29 protein-coding genes are annotated in these 25,371 nt (G+C 69.5%); 21 read left to right on the top strand and 8 right to left on the bottom strand.

The genetic code is table 11. The features are described 5' to 3' along the window. Position 1 precedes the first annotated feature (1 nt). Both QH290_RS16800 and QH290_RS16795 read right to left on the bottom strand, forming a co-directional pair. The gene (locus tag QH290_RS16800; protein ID WP_280383812.1) at positions 2-220 is read right to left on the bottom strand and encodes a hypothetical protein; all 219 of its coding nucleotides are present in this window, start codon (positions 218-220) and stop codon (positions 2-4) included. Between the two features lie 42 nt (positions 221-262). Continuing rightward, positions 263-742 (bottom strand): MarR family transcriptional regulator, encoded by a 480-nt coding sequence (locus QH290_RS16795; RefSeq protein ID WP_280383810.1) that lies wholly within the window; start codon positions 740-742, stop codon positions 263-265. Positions 743-840: 98 nt separating this feature from the next. Here QH290_RS16795 and QH290_RS16790 point away from each other — a divergent pair, with 98 nt between their 5' ends. Next, a complete protein-coding gene (locus QH290_RS16790) occupies positions 841-2,052 on the top strand; it encodes an erythromycin esterase family protein (RefSeq protein ID WP_280383808.1) in 1,212 nt (403 codons plus the stop codon). 19 nt (positions 2,053-2,071) lie between these two features. On the opposite strand, the gene QH290_RS16785 is transcribed toward QH290_RS16790, so the two are convergent. Beyond that, positions 2,072-2,692 (bottom strand): maleylpyruvate isomerase family mycothiol-dependent enzyme, encoded by a 621-nt coding sequence (locus QH290_RS16785; RefSeq protein ID WP_280265727.1) that lies wholly within the window; start codon positions 2,690-2,692, stop codon positions 2,072-2,074. Positions 2,693-2,727: 35 nt separating this feature from the next. Continuing rightward, complete coding sequence (locus QH290_RS16780) at positions 2,728-3,333, bottom strand: TIGR03086 family metal-binding protein (RefSeq protein WP_280383806.1); 606 nt, start codon at positions 3,331-3,333, stop codon at positions 2,728-2,730. Positions 3,334-3,408: 75 nt separating this feature from the next. On the opposite strand from QH290_RS16780, the gene QH290_RS16775 reads away from it, so the two are divergent. The 10 genes from QH290_RS16775 (at position 3,409) to QH290_RS16730 (ending at position 9,596) form a co-directional block, all read left to right on the top strand. Beyond that, positions 3,409-4,011, top strand: coding sequence for a TetR/AcrR family transcriptional regulator (locus QH290_RS16775; RefSeq protein WP_280383804.1), 603 nt, complete (start codon positions 3,409-3,411; stop codon positions 4,009-4,011). 30 nt (positions 4,012-4,041) lie between these two features. Beyond that, complete coding sequence (locus tag QH290_RS16770) at positions 4,042-4,893, top strand: LysR family transcriptional regulator (protein WP_280383802.1); 852 nt, start codon at positions 4,042-4,044, stop codon at positions 4,891-4,893. Positions 4,894-4,987: 94 nt separating this feature from the next. Next, positions 4,988-5,287 carry a DUF6506 family protein gene (locus QH290_RS16765; RefSeq protein ID WP_280265731.1) on the top strand — a complete coding sequence of 100 codons (300 nt, stop codon included), beginning with the start codon at positions 4,988-4,990 and terminating at the stop codon, positions 5,285-5,287. 74 nt (positions 5,288-5,361) lie between these two features. Further along, positions 5,362-5,454, top strand: coding sequence for a MerR family DNA-binding transcriptional regulator (locus QH290_RS38095; protein ID WP_280383800.1), 93 nt, complete (start codon positions 5,362-5,364; stop codon positions 5,452-5,454). A 226-nt stretch (positions 5,455-5,680) separates the two neighbouring features. Then, positions 5,681-5,899, top strand: a complete 219-nt coding sequence (locus tag QH290_RS16755) for a hypothetical protein (protein ID WP_280265733.1) — start codon at positions 5,681-5,683, stop codon at positions 5,897-5,899. Positions 5,900-6,201: 302 nt separating this feature from the next. After that, positions 6,202-7,026 (top strand): esterase/lipase family protein, encoded by an 825-nt coding sequence (locus tag QH290_RS16750; RefSeq protein ID WP_280265734.1) that lies wholly within the window; start codon positions 6,202-6,204, stop codon positions 7,024-7,026. A gap of 75 nt (positions 7,027-7,101) precedes the next feature. Further along, positions 7,102-7,494, top strand: coding sequence for a hypothetical protein (locus QH290_RS16745; RefSeq protein WP_280383798.1), 393 nt, complete (start codon positions 7,102-7,104; stop codon positions 7,492-7,494). Then, positions 7,491-7,856 (top strand): DUF4345 domain-containing protein, encoded by a 366-nt coding sequence (locus tag QH290_RS16740; RefSeq protein ID WP_280383797.1) that lies wholly within the window; start codon positions 7,491-7,493, stop codon positions 7,854-7,856. The genes QH290_RS16745 and QH290_RS16740 overlap by 4 nt, the downstream gene beginning before the upstream one ends. 10 nt (positions 7,857-7,866) lie before the next feature. Further along, a complete protein-coding gene (locus QH290_RS16735) occupies positions 7,867-8,628 on the top strand; it encodes a helix-turn-helix transcriptional regulator (protein ID WP_280383795.1) in 762 nt (253 codons plus the stop codon). Between the two features lie 509 nt (positions 8,629-9,137). Then, positions 9,138-9,596, top strand: a complete 459-nt coding sequence (locus tag QH290_RS16730) for a pyridoxamine 5'-phosphate oxidase family protein (RefSeq protein WP_280383793.1) — start codon at positions 9,138-9,140, stop codon at positions 9,594-9,596. 7 nt (positions 9,597-9,603) lie between these two features. Here QH290_RS16730 and QH290_RS16725 read toward each other — a convergent pair whose 3' ends face one another. Next, the gene (locus QH290_RS16725; RefSeq protein ID WP_280383791.1) at positions 9,604-10,101 is read right to left on the bottom strand and encodes an SRPBCC family protein; all 498 of its coding nucleotides are present in this window, start codon (positions 10,099-10,101) and stop codon (positions 9,604-9,606) included. A 179-nt stretch (positions 10,102-10,280) separates the two neighbouring features. On the opposite strand from QH290_RS16725, the gene QH290_RS16720 reads away from it, so the two are divergent. Both QH290_RS16720 and QH290_RS16715 read left to right on the top strand, forming a co-directional pair. Next, positions 10,281-11,882: a peptide ABC transporter substrate-binding protein gene (locus QH290_RS16720; protein WP_280383788.1), complete on the top strand. Its 1,602-nt coding sequence runs from the start codon at positions 10,281-10,283 to the stop codon at positions 11,880-11,882. Positions 11,883-12,015: 133 nt separating this feature from the next. Further along, a complete protein-coding gene (locus QH290_RS16715; protein WP_280265919.1) occupies positions 12,016-13,032 on the top strand; it encodes a M48 family metalloprotease in 1,017 nt (338 codons plus the stop codon). A gap of 32 nt (positions 13,033-13,064) precedes the next feature. Here QH290_RS16715 and QH290_RS16710 read toward each other — a convergent pair whose 3' ends face one another. The 3 genes from QH290_RS16710 to QH290_RS16700 all read right to left on the bottom strand — a co-directional run bounded on the left by QH290_RS16710 (position 13,065) and on the right by QH290_RS16700 (position 16,662). Then, a complete protein-coding gene (locus QH290_RS16710; RefSeq protein ID WP_280265918.1) occupies positions 13,065-14,498 on the bottom strand; it encodes an alpha/beta fold hydrolase in 1,434 nt (477 codons plus the stop codon). Positions 14,499-14,582: 84 nt separating this feature from the next. Then, positions 14,583-15,590: a Gfo/Idh/MocA family protein gene (locus tag QH290_RS16705; RefSeq protein WP_280383785.1), complete on the bottom strand. Its 1,008-nt coding sequence runs from the start codon at positions 15,588-15,590 to the stop codon at positions 14,583-14,585. A gap of 67 nt (positions 15,591-15,657) precedes the next feature. Continuing rightward, complete coding sequence (locus QH290_RS16700) at positions 15,658-16,662, bottom strand: LacI family DNA-binding transcriptional regulator (protein ID WP_280265916.1); 1,005 nt, start codon at positions 16,660-16,662, stop codon at positions 15,658-15,660. A gap of 278 nt (positions 16,663-16,940) precedes the next feature. Between QH290_RS16700 and QH290_RS16695 the strand changes: the two genes are divergently transcribed. From QH290_RS16695 to iolD, 8 genes are read left to right on the top strand one after another with little or no spacing between them, the layout of a single operon-like run. Further along, positions 16,941-17,843 carry a TIM barrel protein gene (locus QH290_RS16695; RefSeq protein WP_280265915.1) on the top strand — a complete coding sequence of 301 codons (903 nt, stop codon included), beginning with the start codon at positions 16,941-16,943 and terminating at the stop codon, positions 17,841-17,843. A 9-nt stretch (positions 17,844-17,852) separates the two neighbouring features. Continuing rightward, on the top strand, positions 17,853-18,854 hold the full coding sequence (locus tag QH290_RS16690) for a substrate-binding domain-containing protein (RefSeq protein WP_280265914.1): 1,002 nt from the start codon (positions 17,853-17,855) through the stop codon (positions 18,852-18,854). A gap of 14 nt (positions 18,855-18,868) precedes the next feature. Next, positions 18,869-19,921 carry an ABC transporter permease gene (locus QH290_RS16685; RefSeq protein WP_280265913.1) on the top strand — a complete coding sequence of 351 codons (1,053 nt, stop codon included), beginning with the start codon at positions 18,869-18,871 and terminating at the stop codon, positions 19,919-19,921. Next, positions 19,918-20,700, top strand: a complete 783-nt coding sequence (locus tag QH290_RS16680) for an ATP-binding cassette domain-containing protein (RefSeq protein ID WP_280265912.1) — start codon at positions 19,918-19,920, stop codon at positions 20,698-20,700. The genes QH290_RS16685 and QH290_RS16680 overlap by 4 nt, the downstream gene beginning before the upstream one ends. Next, positions 20,697-21,671 carry a 5-dehydro-2-deoxygluconokinase gene (gene iolC / locus QH290_RS16675; RefSeq protein WP_280383783.1) on the top strand — a complete coding sequence of 325 codons (975 nt, stop codon included), beginning with the start codon at positions 20,697-20,699 and terminating at the stop codon, positions 21,669-21,671. The genes QH290_RS16680 and iolC overlap by 4 nt, the downstream gene beginning before the upstream one ends. After that, the gene (locus tag QH290_RS16670; protein ID WP_280265910.1) at positions 21,662-22,561 is read left to right on the top strand and encodes a Cgl0159 family (beta/alpha)8-fold protein; all 900 of its coding nucleotides are present in this window, start codon (positions 21,662-21,664) and stop codon (positions 22,559-22,561) included. The genes iolC and QH290_RS16670 overlap by 10 nt, the downstream gene beginning before the upstream one ends. Next, positions 22,558-23,472, top strand: coding sequence for a 5-deoxy-glucuronate isomerase (gene iolB / locus QH290_RS16665; RefSeq protein WP_280265909.1), 915 nt, complete (start codon positions 22,558-22,560; stop codon positions 23,470-23,472). The genes QH290_RS16670 and iolB overlap by 4 nt, the downstream gene beginning before the upstream one ends. A gap of 36 nt (positions 23,473-23,508) precedes the next feature. Beyond that, positions 23,509-25,347, top strand: a complete 1,839-nt coding sequence (gene iolD, locus QH290_RS16660) for a 3D-(3,5/4)-trihydroxycyclohexane-1,2-dione acylhydrolase (decyclizing) (RefSeq protein WP_280383781.1) — start codon at positions 23,509-23,511, stop codon at positions 25,345-25,347. Positions 25,348-25,371: the final 24 nt, after the last annotated feature.

The following is a 25,371-nucleotide window of genomic DNA, read 5'->3' as shown; positions in this document are numbered from 1 at the left end:
GTCAGCGGCCGATTCCGATGGAGCTCGAGAATGTCGACAGGTTGCAGGGGATGTTGCCCGGGTAGTTGACGCACGGTGGTGGCGCGTCGACGGCGGTTGCCGTATCGGTCGCCTCCGGGGTCAACGGCAGGTGCTCCGCCGCGGCGGGAGCGCTCATCACCAGTGGTGCAGCGATGAGTCCGAGAGTGGAGACCCAGAGTCGCAGGCCGGGTTTCGTCATCGGGCACCTCTCAGCTGTTCGAGTCGGCATGAGCGTTTCATCTTAGGCGCGGCGCGCGGAGCGTGACTGTGCTTCGTCCGTACTCGTCACCGCATCCTCGTAGGCGCGCAGGGTGTCGATGAACGTTCCCCGCTGTTCGGGCGTCAGGGGTTCGAGCGCCACGCGCCAGGCATCGGCGCCGCGCGCCAGCCACCCTCGAATCGACGGCAGCATCTCCGCGGTGACGCTGATGATCTTGCGACGGCGGTCGGCGTCGTCCTCCCGGCGTTCGAGCACGCCCTGCTGGGTGAGATCGCTGACCATCAAGCTGACCGTGGTCGGCGCGAGATCGAGACGGGCCGCGAGGTCGTTGACCGTCATCGGGCCGTCGAACAGCAGATACGACAGCAGCGACAGGTGCCGGGGCGCGAGCGACCGCAGATTCTCGGGCGGCTGCATGCGCTTGGCCCGGCCGACCAGCCGGGGCATCAGCAGCAGCAGCGCGCGGATCGCGTCGTCGGTATCCGGTCCCGTCGTTGACACCCGCACCTCCTCGGATTACCTTTGCCCTCAAAGGTAATTTGCTTTGATTGCAAAGGTACTTTATCGCCCTTTCGCGATCGCTCACCGTAGGAGGCACCGTGCCCGACGCCGGGGAAATCACGAGATGGATTCATGAGTCGGCGCTCCCGCTGGATGTCGTCGGCGCCGACGCGCCACTGCCGGACCCGGCGCTGCTCGCCGATCGGATCGGTGGCGCCGTGGTGGCCGGAATCGGGATGACGGTCCGTGTGGGCCACGAAGTTTCGGTGCTGGCGCATCGCGTGTTGCGGGTGCTGGTGGAGCAGAAGGGATTTCGGGCACTGGCCTTGCTCGATGACGAGGTCGTCGTCGCGGCCATGGACGAGTTCGTCCGCGCCGGTGCCGGTGATCCACGAAAACTGTTGCAGGAGTGCTGGGTTCCCTGGCGCAACACCGAGACCCTCGCGGTGCTCGAGTGGGCGCGTGCCTTCAATCGCGAGCATCCGGACGATCCCCTGCGCCTGTTCGGCCTGACGCCGGAAGCGGCGAGGCCCGAGCACTATGCGCGGGTGTCGCGGTTCGTGGAAGCCGTTGCGCCGCAGCGCCTCGCGGAGCTGAACTCGCACTACGCGCCGATCATCACCGCGCATCGGCTGGGTGAGCATATTCAGCTGGCCGACGGCACGCATCCCGGACGCCCGTTCGCCGACCATGCCGGAGACGCACTGGCACTGGTGGAGTCGCTGCCCGGCTCCCCGGATGTGCTGCGCGCGGCGCGGCTGATACTGCGCTACCACGAGTTCGGCACCGCCTCCGGCCGCCGTGATTTCGCCGCCGAGGCCGCGGATGCCGCGAGCCGGATCATCCAGTGGCACAACAGCACCGGGCACCGGATCGCGTACTGGGAAGGCGTGTCGAATACGGCGGTCGCCGACCGGCTGACCCTCGCGGCGATGTCACAGGAGTTCCCGACCACGGGCTCGCTGCTTCGCGAGCGATTCGGCACCGGCTACCTCTCGATCGCCCTGGCCTTCCACCACGGCCAGCTCCGCGCCGACCTCTCCGTCCCCGCTCCCGCACCGGATTTCGCCGACACCGTCCTCGACATCCCCGAACCCCGGAACTACCTGCTCGATCTGCGAGACGCCCCACCGGGCCCGGTCCACCAATGGCTCCATCACCCCACCAAACTCCGCCTCGTGATCGGCACCTACACCCCCACCCGCGACCCCGACCACCACATCGCAGGCTCCGGCCTGGCCGACTGGTTCGACCTCCTCCTCCGAACCCACACCGTCACCCCCACAACCCCCCTCACCGATCCGCGCTGAGCGTGACAGTGTTACGCACCTACGCCCGGAGGAGTCCGATGAGTCGCTGTTTCCCCGGACCGGCCAGCTCGTCGAGGGTGGTGGCGCGCCCGGCCATCGCCATGAGCAGGGCCTCGCCCGAGCCGCGGACCTGTGGGCCGACGCCGTGGGCCCATGCCAGATCCGTTGCGGTCAGGTGGACGCCGCGGACGCGCCAGGCTCCTCGGATGAGGGGTGCGTAGCGGGTGAAATCCAATGCCGCTCGCAGCCTTCCGGGCGGGATCTCCCGAGGGATGCTCAGTGACCGGCGGATGTCCTGCTGATGAATCATCGCTTCGGCCAAGGCAACTCGACCCCCGAACCGGGCGGTCAATCCCGACGGTTCGAGGTTGTCGCGAATCAGGTCGGACAACTGCCGAGGTGTGCGGTCTCTGTAGTGCGCGATATCGATCTCGTTGCTGTGATGCAAGGACCGGCCTCGGGCCAGCCGGGTGGCGAATTGTACGGGAGTCAGTAGACCGTAGCCGAGCACATGCGCCGCTACCTCGCGCACACGCCATGGCGCACATAGGCTCTCGGCGTTCCACTGGTCGTCGGACAAGCTCGCGATCAGATCGGCGAGTTCGGTGCGCTCCGCCCGCGCCATCGCACGCACATCCATGCGTACCAGTACACCAGCCGACAACGTCGACGAACTCAGCGAGCGGCGGTCGGCTGGGTGGTTGGGGGCTGTGGCATTGCCGGTGTGGTCGGTTGCCAGTTCGGGTTGCGGCCGAGGAGGGCGACGATGTTGTCGATGGTGGGGAGTGCGGGGTCTTGGGGGAGGGGGGTGTGGTAGGCGCCGCCGGGGGCGTTGAGGCGGCTTCCCGGGGCGGTGATTCTCTGGGCGATGGGGAGGGCTCGGGCGGTGAATCTTTCCGGGATCCAATAGGTTCGGTCGAGGGCGCGGGTGAGGTCCCAGCGGTGCACGAGCATGTCGACGTAGTGGATCGACAGCACCTCCTCGGTGGGCATCGGGCCCAGCCACGGCAGCCGCACGATGTCGCCGGTCTGCTCCATGGCCGCCACCCATCGCCCGGCGGTGCGGGCGAAGCTGTCGCGGGGATCGTCGCCGGGGTCGGCGAGCGGTGCGAGGACGGTTTCGATGATCGCCTCGTGCCGTTCGTTCATGTGCCGGATCAGATCCGCGACCGTCCAGCCGGTGCACGGGGTCGGCCGATCGAGGTCGGCATCGTCGAGCACGGTCACGTCGTGGCCGATGAGTGCCAGGGCCATCGCATCCCAGCGCAGCAGCTCGGTCATATTCCACCTCCGATATAACGTACGATCGTTCGCTAACCATAGTATGGCGAACGGCCGTACGCTATAGTTCGGTGCATGTCTCCTCGAAATTCGCGCGCCGAGGCGGCTCGCACCCGGGAGCGGATCGTGGGCGTCGCCGTCGAGGAAGCGTCGCGTATCGGCCTGGAAGGGTTGACGATCGGCGCCCTCGCCGAGCGGCTCGCCATGAGCAAGGCCGGTGTCGTCGGCCCGTTCGGATCGCGGGAGGAGCTGCAGTACGCCGCGCTGGAGCGGGCCGGTGGGATCTTCCGGACGATCGTCATCGACCCGCTGGCCGATACGCCGCCGGGAGTTGCGAGGCTGACCCGGCTGATCGACCGCTGGATCGACTATCTGGCCGAATGTCCCTTCCCGGGTGGATGTTTCGCTACCGCGGCCTCGGCGGAGCTCGACGGCCGCCCGGGTCCGCTGCGCGATCGGCTCCGCAGTGCGGTCGTCGACTGGCGCGCCCTGCTGGCATCCGAAATCGCTGCGGCACAGGCGGAAACCGGTACCGCGCACCGCCCGCCGTCGGAAATCGCCACCGTCCTCGTCGGCATCTCGATGGCGGTCAATCAGGAGATCCAGCTCCTCGACGACCCATCGGCGGCCCGCCGCGGCCGTGCGGCCATGCGCACCGCCGCGGGACTGCCGACATAGTTCCGGCACAGCGAAAGTGGAGGAGCGCGAGTGGAACTGCGTCAGTTGCGATACTTCGTCGCCGTGGCGGAGCGGCGGCACCTCACCCGTGCGGCGGAGGAGCTGGGAATCAGGGCCACGTCGCTCAGCCAGCAGATCATCGCGCTGGAAAGGGAGTTCGGTACGTCGCTGTTCGATCGCACGCCGAGCGGCATGACCCCGACCGCCGCCGCCCACGCGCTGCTACCGCACGCGCGCCGGGCGCTCGACGCCGTGCGGGCGGGGGAGCAGGCCGTCCGGGCGAGCGCCGGTCCGACCCGGCCGTGGCGAATCGGAGTCACGCCCGGTGTCCGCGCCGGGGTTGTCGCGGCACTGCGGAATGCGGCGGGTGACCTCGATGTGCGGGACCTGCCGGTGAGCGAGCAATTGCGGAGGGTGCCGCGCGGCGAACTCGATGCGGCGCTGATCGTGCTGCCCGCCGAGACCGGCGGACTGCGGGTACACACCGTCAGCGACGTGCCGCTGGGGGTGCTCGTCTCGGCCGCCCATCCGCTCGCGGGCGCCGCCGTGGTCGGCTGGAACGATCTGGACGGCCGGGACCTGCTGTGGTTCGACCGCGAGCTGGCGCCGGGCTACCACGACGCCATGCTCGACACCTTCCGTCGAGCGGGGTGGCAGCCGCGGCGGATCCGCCGCGGTCCGCCGCGCCGCGGGCCGGTTCTCGCCGAACTGGCGGTGGGCGATGTGGTCGCCGTCCGCCCCCGCTGGGACGCGACGAGCGGTGCCGTCTGGCGGGAGCTGGCCCACGCTCCCCGATTGCGCCACGCGCTGGTGTGGGATCCGGAACATCGGGACGCCGATCGCCTGTCGGATCTGGCCGTCGAGCTGGCGGGTGAGGCGTAGCCGGACGCTCGTGCGGACCTGCCTCGTGGACGCGGGATCCCTTGTCGCGCTTAGCTGGCCGGGCATACCGCATCTTCGAAGAAAGGCCACGACCATGGCGCTCACGCACTGGGGTTTCCTCTATGTCGCCGACGGATGCGATCCGCATCGCGACATCTCGGTCGTCGATACCGGGACGTGCCGAACCGTCCTGGTCGGGCTCGGCGCACCCGATCAGGCGCCCGGGGCGGCGGCGCGGTTGGTCGCCGACGGTGCGCAACTGATCGAACTGTGCGGGGCGTTCGGTCCGATATGGGCGGCGCGGGTGATCGAGCGGATCGGCGCGGCGATCCCGGTCGGCGCGGTCGGTTACGGCCCCGAGGCGACCGGCCCCCTGCACGCGCTGTTCGCGTGATCGGACCGGACCCACATTCTTGCCTTGACGCCGGTGTCAATGTTCAGCGTCGTGGTACCGAGCGAGGAGGTTGGATGATGATCGGGGAGCTGGCGGGTCGTGCCGGGACGAGCGCGCGCACGCTGCGGTACTACGAGCAGCACGGGCTGGTGCGGGCGCGGCGCTAGAGCAGCGGGTACCGGGTGTACGACGAGGCGGAGGTGTCCATCGTCCGCAAGATCCGGGCGTTGCTCGAGCTGGGATTCGATCTGGCCGTTCGTCACCTGCCTGCGCGCCGGCAATCGCAACGGCGACGAATGCCCGACTCGGTGGAAACCCTGCGGCGCAAGCTCGCTGCGCGGCGACGGGTACTTCGCCGGCGGGCTGCTCACCGAGCAGGAACGCGACGAGCAGATGGCGCTGGCCCGCAAGACCGCCGCGGACTCCGGACGCGATCCCGCCGCCCTGGAGTACACGCGCCGGGGCGCTAGCGACCTGACCGCCGAACGCGTCGACGAACTCGCGGGCCACGGCGTCACGCGGCTGGTGGTGAACTTCATGGCCCCGGACGCCGGACGGCAGCACGACCGGATGTCGGAGTTCGCCGAACGCTTCGGCCTTGCCTCGGGGTAGCGGCCGAACCCCCGACGAGTAGGGGTATCCGGTGCCCGGACCGCGCTGTTACAGTCCCTGCGTTGCAGACGTAAAGCATTGCAGCACAACCTGATTCATCGGAGAGCCGGGATATGCTCCCGGCGGTCGAGCGGGGTGTGGTCATGGCTGGTGTACGCGTGCGTTCTATGTTCTCCGAGAAGGGATTTCGGCGGCGCTGGGCAGTCGGGTGGATGTCCTCGTGTGTCGTCCTCGCGACCATGCTGACCGGGCCTGCGCCCGCAACCGCTGCGCCACTTCCGGTTCCGTACGGGAACCGAGCCATGGTCGACCAGGCCGTCACCGCGTGGGACGGTCCGGTCGCGGGCGCCAACGACTACGGCTGCAGGCCCGGTGGCGAACACTCGAAACCCGTTGTCCTGGTTACCTCGACGTTCCTGTCGGATGCCGTCTCCTGGACCACGCTCGCGCCGTACCTGCACAACCTGGGGTACTGCGTGTTCACCTTCAACTACGGCCGGGAGATCTATGACGTCCCACCGGGTTTGAACGGCATGGACCCCATGGCGCTGTCCGCGCGAACAGTGGCCGCGACGGTGGATCGCGTTCTCGCCGCGACCGGCGCCGACAGCGTCGACCTGGTCGGGCATTCGCAGGGCGGCATGGTGGCCCGCTACTACGTCAACGCGCTCGGCGGGGCGGGCAGGGTGGACCGGATGGTGCTGCTGTCCTCGCCCTACCGGCTGACCGGGCCGCCGGTCGATGTCACTGCGCTGGCGCGTGATTCGATCCCCGCACCGGTGTACGACGCGATGCTCTACAACGGTGTCGTCCCGCCGGTGGCGCTGTTCGGCGCGAACGTCACCGACCCGTGGGCGTGGGAACTCGTCGAACCGCTGCAGCCGGAGATCGAGTACGTCCAGATCACCAATTCCGTCGACGCCTTCGCGTTGCTGGGTGGCATGCCCGCGCCCGCGGGGGCGACCAATGCCGCCACCCGCTATATCGACCGGGTGTGCCCCACGGACCACTCCGAGCACTTCTCTCAGCAGTATTCCCCCACCGCGGTGGCCATGATCGCGACGGCGCTGGACCCCGAGCGCCCGGTCAGCGGGCTGTGCACGGCGATCACCGGGAGCGCGTACTGAACCGGTAGCACGTTTCCGGAAGCGTCCTGGCTCGGACCGGGCGAGTATTTCGAGGAACTCGACCCGAGGAGAGCCATGTGGATCCGACGTTGCGGGCAGGGCCTGCTCGTGCTGGCCGGACTGATCAATACCGTGCCGGTGCCGGGCGTGCTGTCGGCGCGGAAAGCATATGCGGCATACGGTATTTCGCCGTCCGGTCCCGACGTCGCGGTGTTGCTCCGGCACCGCGGCGTGCTGTTCGCGATCGTCGGGATCGCGCTGGTGGTCGGTGCCTTCCGGCCTCGGCTGCGAGCGGTCGCCGCGGGGGCGAATGCGGTCAGCTTCGCCGGATTCCTGGCGCTCGTCCTCGCCGAGCGCCCGGTGAATGCGGCACTGGAGCGGGTGGCGATGGCCGACGCCGTGGGACTGACGGCACTGATGGGCGGACTGGTGATGGTGCGCAAGGGGCAGCGGGAGGTCGTGAAGTGAGAACTGTGGTGCTTGCCGTGGCCGGAATATTCTTCGCGGGCATGGGAATCTACGCGCTGATGCGTCCCGCGACGCTGGCCCGGCCGTTTCGCCTCACGGTCGACGCCGCGGTGAGCCGATCGGAGATCCGCGCGGTCTACGGCGGATTCGGGCTCGCGATGGCCGCGCTGCTGTGGTGGTCGGCGAGCGGCACCGACGACCTGCGCGGCGGCGCCGCGATCGCGGTGGGCGTCGCGCTGGCGGGGATGGCGGCCGGGCGGGTGCTGTCCCGGCTGGCCGACACCGCCACGGCGTTCTATCCGATCTGGTTCTACTGCCTGGTCGAGGCGGCCGGTGCCGTGTGTGTGCTGGCTGTCGCCTGAGCGTGGCACCATGACCACCATGTCCGCCGCCCCGACCGATCGTGCCACCCGGACGGTGTGGCTGTGGGCCGGTCATGCGGCGTATCTGGGGCCGTCGTTTCACCTGGACACGCATTCGACGCCCGTTCACTGTTTCGCGCTCGGGGTCGACGGCCCGTTCACGGTCACGACGCCGGACGGCGGTGCGCGCCGTCGCCGCAGCGTGCTGGTCCCGGCGCGTACCACCCACCGGATCGAGGCCGGTGACGGCCGCATGCTGTTCTTCTACGTGGACCCGCGCTCCGTCCACGCCGATCGCCTGCGCTCCGCGATGACCGACACGTCCGAGGCGATCGCGGCACACCACCGCGCCGAGGACGACCTGCTCGCCGAACTGCACCGACACGCCGACCTCGACGAACTGCATCGGCTCCTGCTGGGCGGCGGCGCGGCGGAGATCGACCCGCGCATCCGCCGAGCCATGACCGCGATCATCGAGGACCCCTCCGGCGACCTCGGTGCCGACGAACTCGCCGCCGCGGCCGGTCTGTCCACCTCCCGCTTCCTGCATCTTTTCGCCGCGGGCGCAGGCACCAGCCTCCGCCGTTACCGGCTCTGGGCACGGATGCTGTCGGTGGCCGCGTCCATCGCCGCGGGCCACGACCTCACCCGCGCCGCCACCGACGCCGGTTTCGCCTCCCCGAGCCACTTCAGCGACACCTTCCGCACCCTGTTCGGCCTCACCGCCACCACCCTCCTATCCCAAGGAACCACCATCGTCACCCGCCCCTAGCGAATCTCGTTCGCTCAGAGAGTTGTTGTGGTGGAAGGGGTTTCGGGGAGGGAGCCTGTTGAGACGTGGAGGGGGGTGCGGTCGGAGGAGTTGGTGAGGACGCAGGCTGCGGCTAGGAGTAGGACGCTGGTTACTGTGAGGACCAGGCCGATCAGGGCTCCTATCCGCGAATCTCGGGATGGGCGTGGGGGAGTCGGCTGGGGTGGGCGGGAGCGGTAGCGGGCCGACAGGTGGCGGACGGCGGGGCGTTCGCAGCAGCGGTGCGCCGACTCGGCGGGATGGGGGTCGGTGCGTACGGGAACGCCGCTGCGGGAACGGGATTCGGGCGCGTGCCGGTATCGGGGTGGGGCGGGTTCGTTCGGTGCAGTCATTGTCATTGCCCCTTCGGCATCGGCTGCCCGTTCTGATCTCTCGCAAGGGTAACGACTTTCGCGCACATCTGTCGCGACATGTTCTCACCGATGGGTAAGCGAGCCGATTCGAGCGGCGGGGCGTCTAGGGTGCCTACCGTGGGCGAACGAGAACTTCTGGAGGCGTATGTCGCCGCGGCCGGGCTGATGCAGCTGTCGACGCTGTGCGAGGACGGCACGCCGGTGGTGTGCACCGTCTGGTACGTGCCCACCTTCGCCCCGGACCGCCTGCACTTCGTCTCCCGCACGGATCGGGTGCACTCCAACAACATTCGGCGCAATCCGGCCGTCGCCGGGGCGATACTCGACGACCCACCGGCCGAACTCGGCCGGACCGCCCGCGGCGTTTCCTTCACCGGCCGCGCCGCACAACTGCCCGGCACCGGGGTCGACGCCGAGATCCGCGCGTTCGTGGCGCGCTGGCCGAATGCGGCCGGAGTGCTCGGCGCCATGCCCGAGGGTGCGTCGCGGATGTACGAGATCGCCGTCGAGAGCTGGGTCCTGTTCGACGAGGCGAACTTCCCGGGCGGCCCGCGCCGCGACATCGCGGCCCGCTGACCACCGGTCAGCGGGTCCCGAATCGCTCGATGACCGCGCGCAGCACGCGGACCACCGGGCTCCACCGTGCCGGTCCGCGCACCGTGCCGGTCACCGCTCTCTCCGCCCGATCGAGGCAGTCCTCCAGGCATGCGTCGTGCATCCGGCGGAAGATGAGCGGCCAGGTCAGCCGGGCCGGGCCGCGCGCGTGGATGGCGAGCAGATGCCGCAGTTCGGCGGATCCGTTCCCGCCGCGATGCACGGTGAATTCGTGGAATCCGTCGAACCCGCGCGGGCCGCTGAACCGGAACCGGATCCAAAGCCCCGGCTGGTACTCCTCGACGGTGTAGCGGACCGGCCCGTGCCCCCCGACCGCGCCGACACCGAGCGGGCGGTCGAAACGCATTGGCGGCCAGCGGTCCTGCGGCCAGAGCCGATCGCCGTCGCCCGCGAGCGAGTCGATCAGCGCACCGACCTCGCCCGCGGTCGCCGGTAGCTCCCGGGAGTGGATATTGACCACGGCCATCGCCATCACCTTCCTTCGCGGAACCGCCGCGCGGCGCTTCTGAAGCGTTCACTCTAAATGAATTAGAACATATGCTCCATATCTGGGAAAGCTCCCGGCGATGCCGATCCCGCTGACAACGCCCCTTCACAGGGCTAGTGTCCGAACACACTCGTGTGCCTCGAGGACAGGAGAGGGCGTTGAGGTATCTACGACTTGGTGCGATCACGGCGGCGGTGCTGGCCACGAGCCTGGCGCTGACCGGATGTTCGTCCGGCGACGGTGATTCCGATGTCGTCACCGTGAACGGCGCGGAACCACAGAATCCGTTGGTGCCGACCAATACCAACGAGAATATGGGCGGCCGGGTGGTGGACCGGTTGTTCGCGGGCCTGAAGTACTACGACGCGAACGGCAAGGCGCACAACGAGTTGGCGGAGTCGATCGAATCGGGCGACCGCCAGCATTACCGGATCACGATCAAGCCGGATCAGAAATTCACCGACGGCAGCCCGGTGACGGCGAAATCCTTTGTGGACGCGTGGAATTACGGCGCGCTCGCCACCAACGGCCAGAACCAGAACTGGGCCTTCTCGTCGATCTCGGGTTACGACGATGTATCGGTGGATCCGCCCCGGGCACAGACGATGTCGGGCCTGAAGGTCGTCGACGACCGCACCTTCACCGTGGACCTGAAGCAGCCGTCGATCGACTTCGAACTCTCGATGGGATTCGCCCCCTTCTATCCGCTACCGGAGTCGGCGTACCGGGATATGAAGGCCTACGGCGAGAATCCGATCGGCAACGGCCCGTACAAGTTCGCCGAGCCCGGCGCGTGGCAGCACAACGTGAAGATCGACCTGGTTCCGAATCCGGGCTATCACGGCGGCAGGCCACCGAAGAACAAGGGCCTGCGGTTCGTGATGTACCAGTCCTACGACACCGCCTACTCCGACCTGCTGGCAGGAAATCTCGATGCCCTCGACACCATGCCGTCGAGCGCGCTGACCACCTACCGGGACGACCTCGGCGACCGGGCCATCAGCAAGCCGACCGCGCAGAACGAGCGCATCGGCATCCAGCCGAACCAGCCGCATTTCGGCGGCGAGGAGGGCCTGCTGCGGCGCAAGGCGCTGTCCATGGCCATCAATCGGCAGCAGATCTGCGACACCATCTGGAGCGGGACGAAAACACCGGCGCGGGACTACACCGCCACCACGCTACAGGGTTTCCGCGGCGATCTGCCCGGCGTGCAGACCCTCGAATACAATCCGGCCGAGGCCGGAAAGCTGTGGGCGCAGGCCGATTCGATCGCGCCGTGGTCCGGCCGATTCGAAATCGCCTACAACACCGACGGCGGCCATCAGGCGTGGCTCGAGGCGGTCGCGAACAGCATCAAGAACACGCTCGGGATCGAGGCCGTCGCGGTGCCGTACCCGACCTTCAAGCAGATCCGCGATCTGGTGCACTCGCGCACCATCGGCAAGGCCTTCCGCTACGGCTGGCAGGGCGACTATCCGTCGATGCTGCAGTTCCTGACTTCGAATTTCCTCTCAAGCTCGGAGACCAATGACGTCGACTACAAGGATCCCGAATTCGACCGCCTCCTCAACGCCGCCCTGGCGGCGCCCACGCCGGAGGAGTCGTATCAGCAGATCGCGCAGGCGCAGACCGTGCTGATTCGCGATATGGCCGACATTCCGATTCTCAACTACGTCTCGAATGCGGGCAGGTCGGAGAAGGTCAAGCAGGCGCCGCTGGCCTGGAATGGGCTTTTCGACTTCGAGAACATCGAGAAATAGGGGGTATCGGAAGGCCCGTGCGATGGGTGTCGCCGCAGGTCGGGAGCCTGCGGCGACGTGAATCTGTTCACAGTGAGGCGGTCTGCGGGGAAGGAAATCGGCGGGGCGGGCGCAATTCGCTGTACCGTCGCATGTGACCTCCGAAGTAATCGCGAAGGCGAACCCCGCCGATGTGACAGCGGTTACCCGGCGCGCGCTGGTGGACCGTGCCGGGGCGTGGTCCGCGCTGCTGTTGGCCGCGGGACCGTCCGCGGTGTTGATGACGGTGCTGCTCTACGGACTCGGCATGGCGCTGGGGCTCGGCACCCCGGCCGCTGTTCCGGTGGGGTGGTTCCTGCTGTGCGCGGCCTGGGGCGCGGGGTGTTTCCTGGGTGCGGAGCGCGGCTGGGCGTTGCCGCTGTTCGGCCTGCGATCCCCGACGGATGCGGAGCGGCTCGCCCTGACCAAGGCATGGCACAGGGTCGCGCACGAGTCCGGAGCGTCCGCTTCGTCCTACTCGCTGTGGGTTCGGACGGGACGCCGCGGTGGTGTTCTCCCGGACCGGATGATCGCCGTGGACGGTGATTCGCTCGCGGGGCTGGGGCGGCGGGAGCTCGAGGCGGTGCTCACGCACGAACTCGGGCACCGGCGGCAGGGCCGGGCGGCGTTGTGGCAGTTCGTCTTCCGCGGGTTCAACGCGCCGGTGGTGCTGGGGGAGCGGGCGCTGCTGGCGGGCCCGGTCGCCGCCGGGGACTGGCTCGCGCAGCGCGTACCGCCGGGCGGCTCCCGGGCCTTCCTCCTGATCTGGACCGCGCTGAGCCGGATCCTGGTGGCCTGCCCGATCGTGGCGATGTCGACCTTGATCGTCGGGCTGGAGGCGGCGCTGCTGTTGCGGCTGGCTCCGGAACTGGCCGCCCTGGCGCTGGTGCCGATCGCCCGCCGCGCGGAGCATCGCGCCGACGCGACCGCTGTGGACCTGGGGTACGGGCCCGATCTCTGTGCCGTCCTGCGGTACCGGGGTGTCCCCGCCGACGAGGAGGCATCGCCGAGCCGGTTGTCCGTCTCGGCCGTCGTACTGGGTACCTCACCCGACGACCGGGTGGCCCGGATCCGCGACCGGCTGGACGATCAGGCGCGCCGCACCCGCGGCGCGTGGCCCCCGGGACGGTAACAGCGGGCCGGTTCGCGTGAGTGCACCCGGCCTCAGTTGCTCGTCGGGCACACCGTATTCGGTTGGGGCGCTGTGAGGTCGATGAGGTAGCGGTCGGCGGTGCCTGTGGTGCAGGCGTTTCGGCGGTAGACGCCGTGGCCCCAGCCGTCGTAGGTGAGCAGCACCGATCGTGGGGTGTCGGCGGCGACATTCGCGGCCCATTCGTACGGAGTGGAGGGGTCGTGGCGCGAGTTCATCAGCAGAACCGTTGGCGGATTGTCGATCTCGGGCCGGTGCGGTGGGTTCGGAGGCGGGGGCCAGGCCGAGCAGATGCTCCCGGCGACCCAGGCGAAGTGGGACCGCAGCGTTCCCGCATTCTGCTTCTGCTCCCGCCACAGCTGTTCCCACTGCGCCTGGTCGCGAATGCCCGACGGCCAGTCCGAACAGGCGATCAGCTCCGGTGCGTCCACCGGCTGGCCGCGTCGCTGCGGCACGGGTGCGGCCACGGGCGTCGGCGGGCGGTTGCTCATGTCGTTCAGATCGGCTGCCAGGCGCGGCCATTCCGGTTCCGTGAGGTGCTGCAGTGCGAGACGGCTCAGCTCCATCGGGCCCACGGCCTTGCCGTCCGGGTTCGACAACTCGCCCCGCGACGCGCGCCCGTACAACTCGTCGAACAACGCGGGAACATCTCTGCCGTGCAGCGTGCACGCCGGATCCCGGTCACACCACGAGACGAATCCGGCGAACGAGTCCGCGCCCGCTCGGGCCTCGCTGGCAAGAAACCCGGGAGTGTCGAGGCTGTGGTCGTCGACGCTGTCGAGGACCATGGCGCGGACTCGCTGCGGGAACAGTTCCAGATATGCCTGCCCGGACATGGTCCCGTAGGACGGCCCGTACACGCTGACCGTGTTCTCGCCCAGGGCATTTCGCAGCGCGTCGACGTCACGTGCGACGCTCGCCCCGTCGAGATGATCGAACAGCGGCCCGGTGTACTGGCGGCAGCTGTCCTGGAGATCGCGTGCGTAGGAGAGGACTTCGGCGAACCGGGCGCCGGTGTCGGGCTCGAGATTGGGCCGTGCCGCGGCCAGACCGGCATCGCAGCGCACCGGATGGCTGCGCTTCACACCGCGCGGGTCGAGACTGACGATATCGAACCGTGCGTGCAGCTCCGGGCTGAAGCGGTCGTCGTGCAGCAGTTCGTCCACGCCGGAACCGCCGGGCCCGCCGGGCAGATGGATCAGCGTGCCGATCCGATCCGCGCCCCGAGTTCGCTTCCGCGCCACCGCCATATCGATGGCCGGACCGCCGGGGTCCGACCAGTCCACCGGCACGGCGATGGTCGCGCACTCCACCTGCGCGTTCTCGGCACAGGGCCGCCAGTCCGGGCTCGGCGCCCGTTTCTCCGCGGTCGTGGTGCACGCGGACAGGGCGGCCGACATGATCGCCAAGGCCAGGACAAGGGGAATTACGCTGCGGCGCAAGTGCATGACCGGAGCGTCCCGCGCCGGGACACTCCGGGACATCACCGTGTGGTGCGATTCCCGCTCACCCTCCGGTATGAGAGATCCGCCCTAGCGGCGCACCTCGTCCACCGCGACCGGCCGTCGGTCACGTCGGGACAGCTCGCAGGCCTCGGCGATGTAGAACGCCTCCAGGGCATCTCCCGGTGTGCACGGGCTTTCGACCCTGCCCGCGGCGACGTCGGTGAACACCGTCAGCTCCTCGGTGTAGGCGCGGCGGAATCGGTCCATGAAACCGGGGTAGGGCGGGAACGGGGATACCGGGTAGTCCGGCTCCACCGAGCGCAGCGGAGCCCGGTCGTCCAGTCCGACAACGGCATTGCCCTTGCTGCCGAGCACCTCGAGTCGCACGTCGTACCCGGCCCCGTTGTAGCGGCTCAGCGAGACCGTCGCCAGCGCACCGTCGTCCATGCGCAGCAGCACCCCGGCGGTGTCCACATCACCGGCATCGGCGAAGAACTGCTCACCGCGGTTGGCCCCGAGTACGAACACCTCGGTCACCTCCCGACCCGTGACCCAGCGGATGATGTCGAAATCGTGCACGCCGCAGTCCCGGAACAGGCCGCCGGACCGCGGAATGTACTCCGCCGGAGGCGGGGCCGGATCGAGGGTGGTGGCGCGCAGGGTGTGCAACCACCCCAGCTCACCGGCGGCGACCGCGGCGCGGGCCGCGGCGTATCCGGCGTCGAAACGCCGCTGGAATCCGATCTGCACCGGCACCGTGGAGTTTTCGACGTGGGCGATGACCGCGAGCGTGCCCGCGATATCGGCGGCGACGGGCTTCTCACAGAACACCGGGATGCCCCGGTCGACGGCCGCGAGGATGAGCTCGGGATGCGAATCGGTGGCGGTGGCGATGACCAGTCCCGCGATATCTGCCCCGAGCACCGCCTCGATATCGGGGGCGAACTCCACGCCGAGCTTGGTCGCCGTGGTGCGGGCGCGCCCCGCGTCGGCGTCGGTGACGACGACTCCCGACACACCCGGGAGCCCCTTCAACGTCTCGGCGTGGGCGGTGCCGATGCGGCCGGTGCCGGCGAGTCCCAACCTGATTGTCATGCGTGACTCCTGTCGGTGCTGCGTCGAGGGCGCCGCGAGTCCCGAAGGCGTTGCGGCTTACCGGGTTTCAACTTCTGGGTGCCGCGGTCGTGGCGCGGACGACCAGCGCGGGCGACACGCGCCGGCGGGCCGGTGTGGTGCGGCCCTCGCGCAGGCGCTCCACCAGCGCCTCCACGGCCAACCGGCCGATATCGCCGCGCGGCTGGTCGATGGTCGTCAGCGCCACGTGCCGCAGCGCGGCCAGTGACGAGTTGTCGTAGCCGACGATGGACACATCCTGCGGGACCCGCAGTCCCGCCTCCTCCAGCGCGGACATCGCCCCGACCGCGTTGAAGTCGTTCCCGCAGACCAGCGCGGTGGGAAAATGGCTGGGCGAGAACACCTTCAGCAGCTTGCGCACCGCGGCCATACCGGCCGCGTCGGTATGCTCGCTCGGAATGACCATGGGTTCGAGGCCGTGGCCGTCCATCGCCGCGAGGTAGCCCTTGCGCCGCGGTGCCGCCGTGAAGGCCGCACCGCCGTCGAAGTGGACGATCCGCCGATGCCCCAGTGCCACAAGATGTTCGACGGCCAGGGCGACGCCGCGCTCGCCGTCGTCGTTGACGGTGTCGATATTGGCGACCGTCGAACTGCGCGATACCAGGACCACCGGGCACTGGTGGGCCGCCTCCCGGATCGCCGCCGCGGGCAGCACCGGCGACAACAGGATGATCCCGCCCGGCCGGAAGGTCTGCAGGCTCTCCAGCGCGGTGCGCTCGCGGGCGGCGCTGCGGCGACCGGTGTTGAGGATCAGCTCCAGCCCGGCCTGCTGCGCCGCGGCGTCCATGCCCTCGACCACGTCCGCGAAGAACGCGTTGCGCAGGTCCGAGACCATCACGCCGACGATGTTGGAGGTGCGGCTGGCCAGCGACCGCGCCATCGCATGCGGTTGGTAGCCGAGATCCTTCGCCGCCTCCAGCACCGCGCGGCGGCGATGTTCGCTCACCTTCGGCGACCCCCGCATGACGAGCGAGACCAGCGCGCGGGAGACCCCGGCCTGCGCGGCCACATCCTCCATCGTCGGTCGCGGCATCGTGGATGGCCTCCTGGGTGGATCGAACGCGGCGGGCGGGCCGCGTGTGCAGCACGTTACAGCGCCGCCGCGAGTCGATCAATAGAGCGCTCTAATCGCCCGTACTCGACATTTTTCGGCCACCCATTTGCCCTGCAGGAGAGACCTTTACCCAGCTAGAGGCTACCTTTCGACACGGGCTCCGGCTCTTGACAGCATCGTGATCCAGGTTACATAGTTGGAGCGCTCCAATACTCCGGAGCGCTCCTCTCGCACACCGACCGGCCGGAGAAGTCCCGATGACCGAACCGCTGCACCCGCTCCGCATCGCCGCCGCACCTATCTCCTGGGGAGTCTGCGAAGTCCCGGGCTGGGGCCACGTGCTCGACGCCGCGACCGTCCTGTCCGAGATGTCCGGGCTGGGCCTGACCGCAACCGAATTCGGCCCGCCCGGATATCTGCCCCGCGAGCCCGCCGCGGTGCGCGGCCTGCTCGCTCCCTTCGGCATCGAGGTGATCGGCGGCTTCCTCGCACTGCCCCTGCATCGCGAGCCCGGCCGCGCCATGGCCGCCGCTCGTACCGGCGCCGCGCTGTTGGCCGCCCTGGGCGCCGAGGTGCTAGTGCTCGCCGCGGCCACCGGCGACCGGGGGTACGACACGCGCACTCGGCTCGGCGATTACGAATGGCGCACCCTCATCGACACCGCCGCCACCCTCGGCGATATCGCCGCCGAGCACGGCCTGCGCGCGGTCCTGCACCCGCACGTCGGCACGCACGTGGAGAACGAGGCCGAGGTGGAGCGCTTCCTCGCCGACTCCGACCTCGACCTGTGCCTCGACACCGGGCACCTGCTCGTCGGCGGCACCGACCCGGTGCGACTGGCCCGCCGCCACGCCGACCGGATCGGCCACGTTCACCTCAAGGATGTGCGAAACGCCCGCGCCGACGAGATCCGCAGCGGAACAATGGAATACAGCCAGGCCGTGCGGCGGGGGCTGTACGCCCCGCTGGGGGAGGGGGATGTCGATATCGACACCCTGGTGCGCTGCGTGCAGGCGGCAGGCTACCGGGGCTGGTATGTGATCGAGCAGGATACGGCGCTCGCGCCGGGTGATTCGGCCGCGGGCCCGACCCGCGACACCGCCCGCAGCCTGCACTATCTGGCGGGCCTGACCGCCGCGCGCGAGTCCGCTCGAACCTAGGTGGAGCCCATGACAACGAAGTCGCGACCAGGCGGGCACGGCCGCCTGCGCCGGATCCTGCCGTGGCTTGCCGCCGGGGCGATGCTGGCCGCGTGCAGCGGGCCGGGCGCCGATGCGCCGGTATCGCAGACGCAGACGCCGGTGGCCGCGGGCACCCTCGAATCCGTCGCGGTCGTCACGCACGGCACGCCCGGCGACGCGTTCTGGAACGTGGTGAAGAACGGCGCCCAGGCCGCGGGCGAGGATCTGGGCATTCGCGTCGAGTACAACTCCGACGGGGACCCGGGCCAGCAGGCCAAGCTGGTCGACAACGCGGTGGCGCAGGGCGTCGGCGGCCTGGTGGTGTCGATGGCGAACCCGCAGGCGCTGCGCCCGTCCGTGGAACGCGCTGTCGCGGCGGGCATCCCGGTGGTGACCATCAACGCCGGCGAGGCCGACAGCGCCGCCTTCGGGGCGATCGGGCACGTCGGCCAGAGCGAGCGGGCCGCGGGCGAGGCGGCGGGCAGGCGGCTGCGGGAGGCCGGAAAGACGAAGATGCTCTGCGTAATTCACGAGGCGGGCAACGTCAGCGCCGCCGAGCGCTGCGGCGGGGCCATCCAGGGCTTCGGCAATGCGGGCACGCTGCAGGTCGACATCAACAACCCGACCGACGCGCAGGCCCGCATCAGGGGTGCGCTGGAGGCCGACCGCTCCATCGACGCGGTGCTGACACTCAACTCACAGATCGCGGCGCGGGCGGTCGCGGCGGCCGGGGAGGTGCGGTCGAGCGCGACGGTGGCCACCTTCGACCTGAATTCCGATGTGGTGGACGCGATCCGGGCCGGAAAGCTGCTGTTCGCCGTGGACCAGCAGCAGTACGAGCAGGGCTACCAGCCGGTGGTGATGCTGCGGCTGTACCGGACCAACCTGAACACCGTCGGCGGCGGCCGCCCGGTGCAGACCGGCCCGGCGTTCGTCGATTCCGGCAATGTCGACGCCATCGCCAAGCTCGTGGCGCAGGGCACCCGGTGACAGGAGCGGATGAGATGAGTGTTGCCACAACCGTTTCCACGCAGGACCCGGCCGGTCCCGAGGTGCGCGCGTCGCTGCTCAACCGGTTGATCGTGCGGCCGGAGATCGGTTCCGCGCTGGGTGCCGTGCTGGTGTTCGTGTTCTTCTCGGTGATCACCGAGAAGTTCCTGAGCCCGCTCGGCGTGGCGACCTGGCTCGACGACGCGTCCACGCTCGGCATCATGGCGGTCGCGGTGGCGCTGCTGATGATCGGCGGGGAGTTCGATCTGTCGGCCGGTGTGATGACGGCGTCCACCGCGCTGGTCACCGCGCTGCTGGCGGTGCACGCCGGGTGGAATGTGTGGCTCGCGCTGCTGGTGTCGCTGCTGTTCGCGCTGGCGGTGGGCGCGCTCAACGGCTGGCTGGTGATGCGGACCGGGCTGCCGAGCTTCATCGTCACCCTCGGCACCTTCCTGGCGCTGCAGGGCGTCAACCTCGGCGTCACCCGGCTGATCACCGGCACGGTGCAGGTGTCGGGGGTCCGCTCGGCCGACGGATACGCCTCGGCCGGTTGGGTATTCGCGTCGACCACCGATCTCGGCGACGCGCGCATCCAGGCATCGGTGGTGTGGTGGATCGTGCTCACCGCCATCGCGGGCCTGGTGCTGGTGCGGACCAGGTTCGGCAACTGGATCTTCGCCGTCGGCGGATCGTTGGCCAGTGCCCGCGCGGTCGGTGTGCCCGCGGTGCGGACCAAGATCATCCTGTTCATGACGACGGCGTTCGCCGGATGGGTCGTCGGCTCCTGCAACATTCTGCGATTCGCCAGCGTGCAGGCGAATCAGGGTGTGGGACTGGAGTTTCAGTACATCATCGCGGCCGTCGTCGGGGGCTGCCTGCTCACCGGCGGGTTCGGATCGGTGGTCGGCGCGGCGATCGGTGCGCTGATCTTCGGGATGGCGCGGCAGGGCATCGTCTTCGCCCGCTGGGACAGCGACTGGTTCATGTTGTTCCTCGGCGTGCTGCTGCTGGCGGCGGTGCTGGTCAACAACGCCTTCAAGAAGCGTGCGGAAAGGGTACGACGATGACGGTCCCGCTGATCGAAACCCGTGGCATCGGAAAGAGTTACGGCGGTGTGGTGGCGCTGCGCGACGTGTCGACGGTCGTCGACGCGGGCGAGGTCACCTGCGTGCTCGGCGACAACGGCGCGGGAAAGTCCACGCTGATCAAGATCCTGGCCGGTGTGCATCGGCACGATGCGGGGGAGCTGCGGGTCGAGGGCGAGCCGACCGGATTCGATTCTCCGCGTGCGGCATTGGACCGCGGCATCGCCACCGTGTACCAGGACCTGGCGGTGGTGCCGCTGATGAGCGTGTGGCGCAACTTCGTGCTCGGCTCCGAGCCCACCGTCGGCGCCGGGCCGTTCCGGCTGCTGGACCGCCGCAAGGGGATGGACATCACCCGGAAGGCGCTGTCGGACATGGGGATCGAGCTGCGCGATATGGAGCAGCCGGTGGGCACCCTGTCCGGCGGACAGCGTCAGTGCGTCGCCATCGCCCGCGCGGTGCACTACGGGGCGAAGGTGCTGATCCTCGACGAGCCGACCGCGGCACTGGGTGTGAAGCAGTCCGGGGTGGTGCTGCGCTATGTCGTCCAGGCCCGGGACCGGGGCCTCGGCGTCGTCCTCATCACCCACAACCCGCACCACGCCTACCCGGTGGGCGACCGATTCCTGCTGCTCAAGCGCGGCAGCATGCTCGGCTCGTACGAGAAATCCGAGATCGACCTGCCGGAGCTGACCCGTCAGATGGCCGGGGGCGCGGAATTGGAAGCGCTGCAACACGAACTGGAGCGGGTGGTGCGGTGACGGAGTTGGAGGCGCTGACCGTGGGCCGGGTAGGGGTGGATCTCTACCCGCAGCAGAGCGGCGTGCCGCTGGCACAGGTGCGGACGTTCGCGAAGTTCCTCGGGGGCACCGCCACGAACGTGGCCGTGGCGGCCGCCCGATTGGGGCGGCGCAGCGCGGTGCTGACCAAGGTCGGGCCGGACGGATTCGGCGATTTCGTGCGAACGGCCCTGTCGGACTTCGGAGTTTCGGCGCGCTACGTGGCGACCGCGCCGAATCTCCAGACGCCCGTGGTGTTCTGCGAACTGAAGCCGCCCGCCGATCCGCCGCTGCTGTTCTACCGCGCGCCGATCGCCCCCGACCTCACGCTCACACCCGACGAAGTTCCGTGGGATGTCGTCGAATCCGTGCCGTTGCTGTGGGTCACCGGGACCGGAGTGAGCGCCGAGCCCGGGCGCACCACCCAGCGCGCGATCCTCGAGCGGCGCGGGCGAACCGGGCATACCGTGCTCGATCTGGACTACCGGCCGATGTTCTGGCCGGATACCGATACCGCGCGCCGAGAGATCGGCTGGATGCTCGATCACGTGAATGTCGTGGTGGGCAACCGCACCGAGGCACAGGTCGTGGTGGGCACCGCGGATCCGGACGAGGCGGCCGATCGGCTGCTGGCGCGCGGCGTGCGGCTGGCGATGATCAAACGCGGTGCCGAGGGGGTGCTGGTGGCCACCGATGCCGAGCGGTGGACCGTCCCGCCCTGCCGGGTGGACGTGGTGTGCGGGCTCGGCGCGGGCGACGGTTTCGGGGGCGCGCTGGTCCACGGCCTGCTGTCCGGCTGGGACCCCCACCGCCTCGCGACCTACGCGAATGCGGCCGGGGCACTGGTCGCCTCGCGGCTGGCGTGCGCGGATGCGATGCCCACCAACGCGGAGATCGAGGAGATGCTGTGCGCCCAACTCCGCACTGATTCGACGGAGGCACCGTGTATTTGACCGATGAACGCTGGCACGAACTGCTGCGGGTGCGGGTCGCCCAGCCCGATGCGATCGCGCGCGCCTATGCCGCGCGGCGCAGGCGGTCGACACTGTTGTCGGAGCGTGGCACCTTATTCCTGGTGGCCGCGGATCACCCCGCCCGGGGCGCCCTCGGCGTCGGCTCGGATCGCACCGCGATGGCCGATCGACGAATGCTGCTGGAACGCTTGCTCATCGCGCTGGACAACCCGTCGGTCGACGGCGTGCTGGGCTCCCCGGACATCGTCGAGGAACTGCTGCTGCTGGACGCGCTGCACGACAAGGTCGTCATCGGATCGATGAACCGCGGCGGACTGGCCGGAGCAGACTGGGAGATCGACGACCGCTTCACCGGATACGACGCGCAGTCGCTGGTCAGGTGGGGCCTCGACGGCGGCAAAATGCTGCTGCGGCTGGTGGATTCGGATCGCGGCACCATCCCGACCCTGCACGCCTGCGCCCGCGCCGTCTCCGAACTGGCCGAGCACGGGCTCATGGCGATGGTGGAACCGCTGCCGTTCCACCGCGACGAGTCCGGATCGCTGACCATGCAGAAGGATTCGTTCTCGCTGCAGCGCGCGGTCACCATCGCCTCCGGTCTCGGTGTCACCTCCGCGTATACCTGGTTGAAGGTGCCCGCGCCGCAGGATGTTTCGGTGCTCGACGCCACCACCCTGCCGGTGCTGCTGCTCGGTGGTGCGCCGTCGGGTGACACCTCGGCCGATGTCGCGTCCTGGGCCAAGGCACTCGGCCACGATGTCGCGCGCGGCCTGGTCGTCGGCCGCAGTCTGCTGTATCCGCCGGACGGGGATGTCGCCGGTGCGGTCGAGTCCGCGGCGGCGATTCTGCGGGAGGCGCAGATCGCATGAGTAAGTTGCATCATCGCGCGGGAACACTGGCCGACGCCGACGACCCGGTGCTGCTCCGCGCCGCAGACGCGGGGTGGGCGTACACGGGACTGCGGGTAGTGCGGTTGTCCGCGGGCCGCGCACGCACCATCCACACCGGTGAGTACGAGGCGTTCGTGCTGCCACTCTGCGGCGGATGCACCGTCCGCGTGGACGATGCGGAATTCGAATTGACCGGGCGGGATTCGGTTTTCACCCGGGTCACCGACTTCGCCTACGTGCCCCGCGAGGCGACGGTCGAACTGTCGGCCGCGCGCGGCGCCGAGATCGCCCTGCCGATGGCCCGCTGCACGCGGCGGCTCGACCCGAAATACGGTCCCGCCGAGAACGTTCCGGTGGAGGTTCGCGGGGCCGGGCAGGCGACCAGGCAGGTCACCAACTTCGGCACACCCGGCGTCTGGGACCACGCCGACAAGCTCAATGCCTGCGAGCTGATCACCCCCGACGGCAACTGGTCGTCGTATCCGCCGCACAAGCACGACGAGGCGAGCGAGTGCGAGGTCGTGAACGAGGAGATCTACTACTTCCGCATCGCGGGCCGCGACGGCATCACCCCGTCCCCGGAGGGGTTCGGCATGCACCGGACCTACACCGCGGACGGCTCGCTGGACGAGAACGTCGCCGTCCGCGACGGTGACGTCTTCCTGGTGCCGCACGGCTACCACGGCCCGTGCATCGCCGCGCCCGGATACCCGATGTACTACCTGAACGTTCTGGCCGGACCCGCCCCCGAACGATCCATGGCCTTCTGCGACGACCCGGCCCACAGCTGGCTCCGCGGCAGCTGGGAGGGCGTGCCTTCGGACCCGCGATGCCCGGTCACCAGCCACGCGGGGCGGTTGCCGCGGTCGGCCACCGGGCATCCGGGCTGAATGATGTCGATCCAGAGGAAGTAAGGGGCCGTCCACATGAGACTGACAACCGCGCAAGCCCTGGTGGCCTGGATGATCGCCCAGCACTCCGAGACCCTCGACGGCCGCGAGGTCCCGCTGTTCCCCGCGGTTTTCGCGATCTTCGGGCACGGCAACGTGCTCGGCCTCGGCACGGCGCTGGAGGAGCGGCGCGACGTGATCCCGGTGTGGCGCGGGCACACCGAACAGGGCATGGCCCTGGCCGCGGTCGGTCTCGCGAAGGCGACGCATCGTAGGCAGGTGGGGGTGGCGACCTCCTCCATCGGCCCGGGCGCGCTGAACATGGTGACCGCGGCCGGTGTCGCGCACGCCAATCGCCTTCCGCTGCTGCTGCTTCCGGGTGACACCTTCGTCAACCGCGCCCCCGATCCGGTGCTGCAGCAGGTGGAGGATTTCGGCGATGCGACCGTCACCGTGAACGATGCGTTCCGCGCGGTCAGCCGCTACTTCGACCGCATCACCCGGCCGGAGCAGCTGCTCGCCACACTGCCGCAGGTGGCCCGGGTGCTCACCGACGCCGCCGACGTCGGACCCGTGACATTGGCCCTGCCGCAGGACGTTCAGGCCGAGGTCTTCGACTTTCCGACGGCGCTGTTCCAGCCGGTCGTCCATCGGATCGGCCGTCCGCGACCCGACCGCGAGACCCTCGCCGAGGCGGCACGCGCGCTGCGGTCGGCGCAGCGGCCGCTACTGGTAGTGGGTGGGGGAGTGCGCTATTCGGGCGCGGGGCGGCGCGCCGTGGAACTGGCCGAACGCCACGGCATTCCGATGGCCGAGACCACCGCGGGCCGCACCCTGGTGCCGCACGATCATCCGCTGTATGCGGGCCCGCTCGGTATCACCGGTTCGGGATCGGCGAATACCGTTGCGGCCGAGGCGGATCTGGTGCTTGCGGTGGGAACCCGGTTGCAGGACTTCACCACCGCGTCGTGGACGGTGTTCGACCCCGGTGTCCGGCTGGTGACGATCAACGCCGCACGGTACGACGCGGTCAAGCACGGCGCGCTGGCGATCGTCGCGGATACCGGTGCGGCACTGGAGGATCTGACACCACTGCTGTCGGACTGGCGGGTGGACCGGGCCTGGAGCGCGCGGGCGAGCGCCGTGCGCGGCGAGTGGGACGCCTACATCGACAAGTTGCGCGCCCCGGCGGCCGGGATACCCAGCTACGCCCAGATCGTCGGTGCCGTCAACGATCTCAGCGATCCGGCCGACTACGTCATGACCTCCTCCGGCGGCATGCCCGGCGAGCTGGTCGGGGGCTGGCGGGCGCCGGGCGGGGAACCGACCATGGACGTCGAATACGGATTCTCCTGCATGGGTTACGAACTCGCCGGTGCCTGGGGCGCGGCGATGGCGCACCGGCGCGGCCTGGTCACCACGATGCTCGGCGACGGCTCCTACCTGATGCTCAATTCCGAGCTGTTCTCGGCGGCCTTCGCCGGACATCCCCTGGTGGCCGTGGTGTGCGACAACGACGGGTACGCCGTCATCGCCCGGCTGCAGGAAGGCCAGGGCGGCAACGCATTCAACAACTTCTACCGGCAGTGCCGCACCAACCACGGCCGCCCGCCGCGGGTCGACTTCGCCGCCCATGCGAGATCGCTCGGCTGTGCGGTGTTCGTCGCGACCGAGCTGGCGGAGTTCCGGGCCGCCTACGCGGGCGCGCGGGCGGCGGCGCTGGCCGAATCGCGCCCGGCGGTGGTGGTCGTGCCCACCCAGCCCGCGGTGTGGACCGAATCAGGTGCCTGGTGGGAGGTGGGCGTGCCCGCGCATCTGCCCGGCCGGGACGCCTACGACGGGGCGAAGCCGCGCCAGGTGCGCTACACGCGCTGACCGCGGCCGAGGCGAACCGCCGAC

It is taken from the genome of Nocardia wallacei (genome assembly GCF_029869545.1).
GTDB lineage: Bacteria > Actinomycetota > Actinomycetes > Mycobacteriales > Mycobacteriaceae > Nocardia > Nocardia wallacei_A.
Note: the sequence above shows the minus strand (reverse complement) of the source record. Positions and strands in the feature narration are given on the sequence as shown.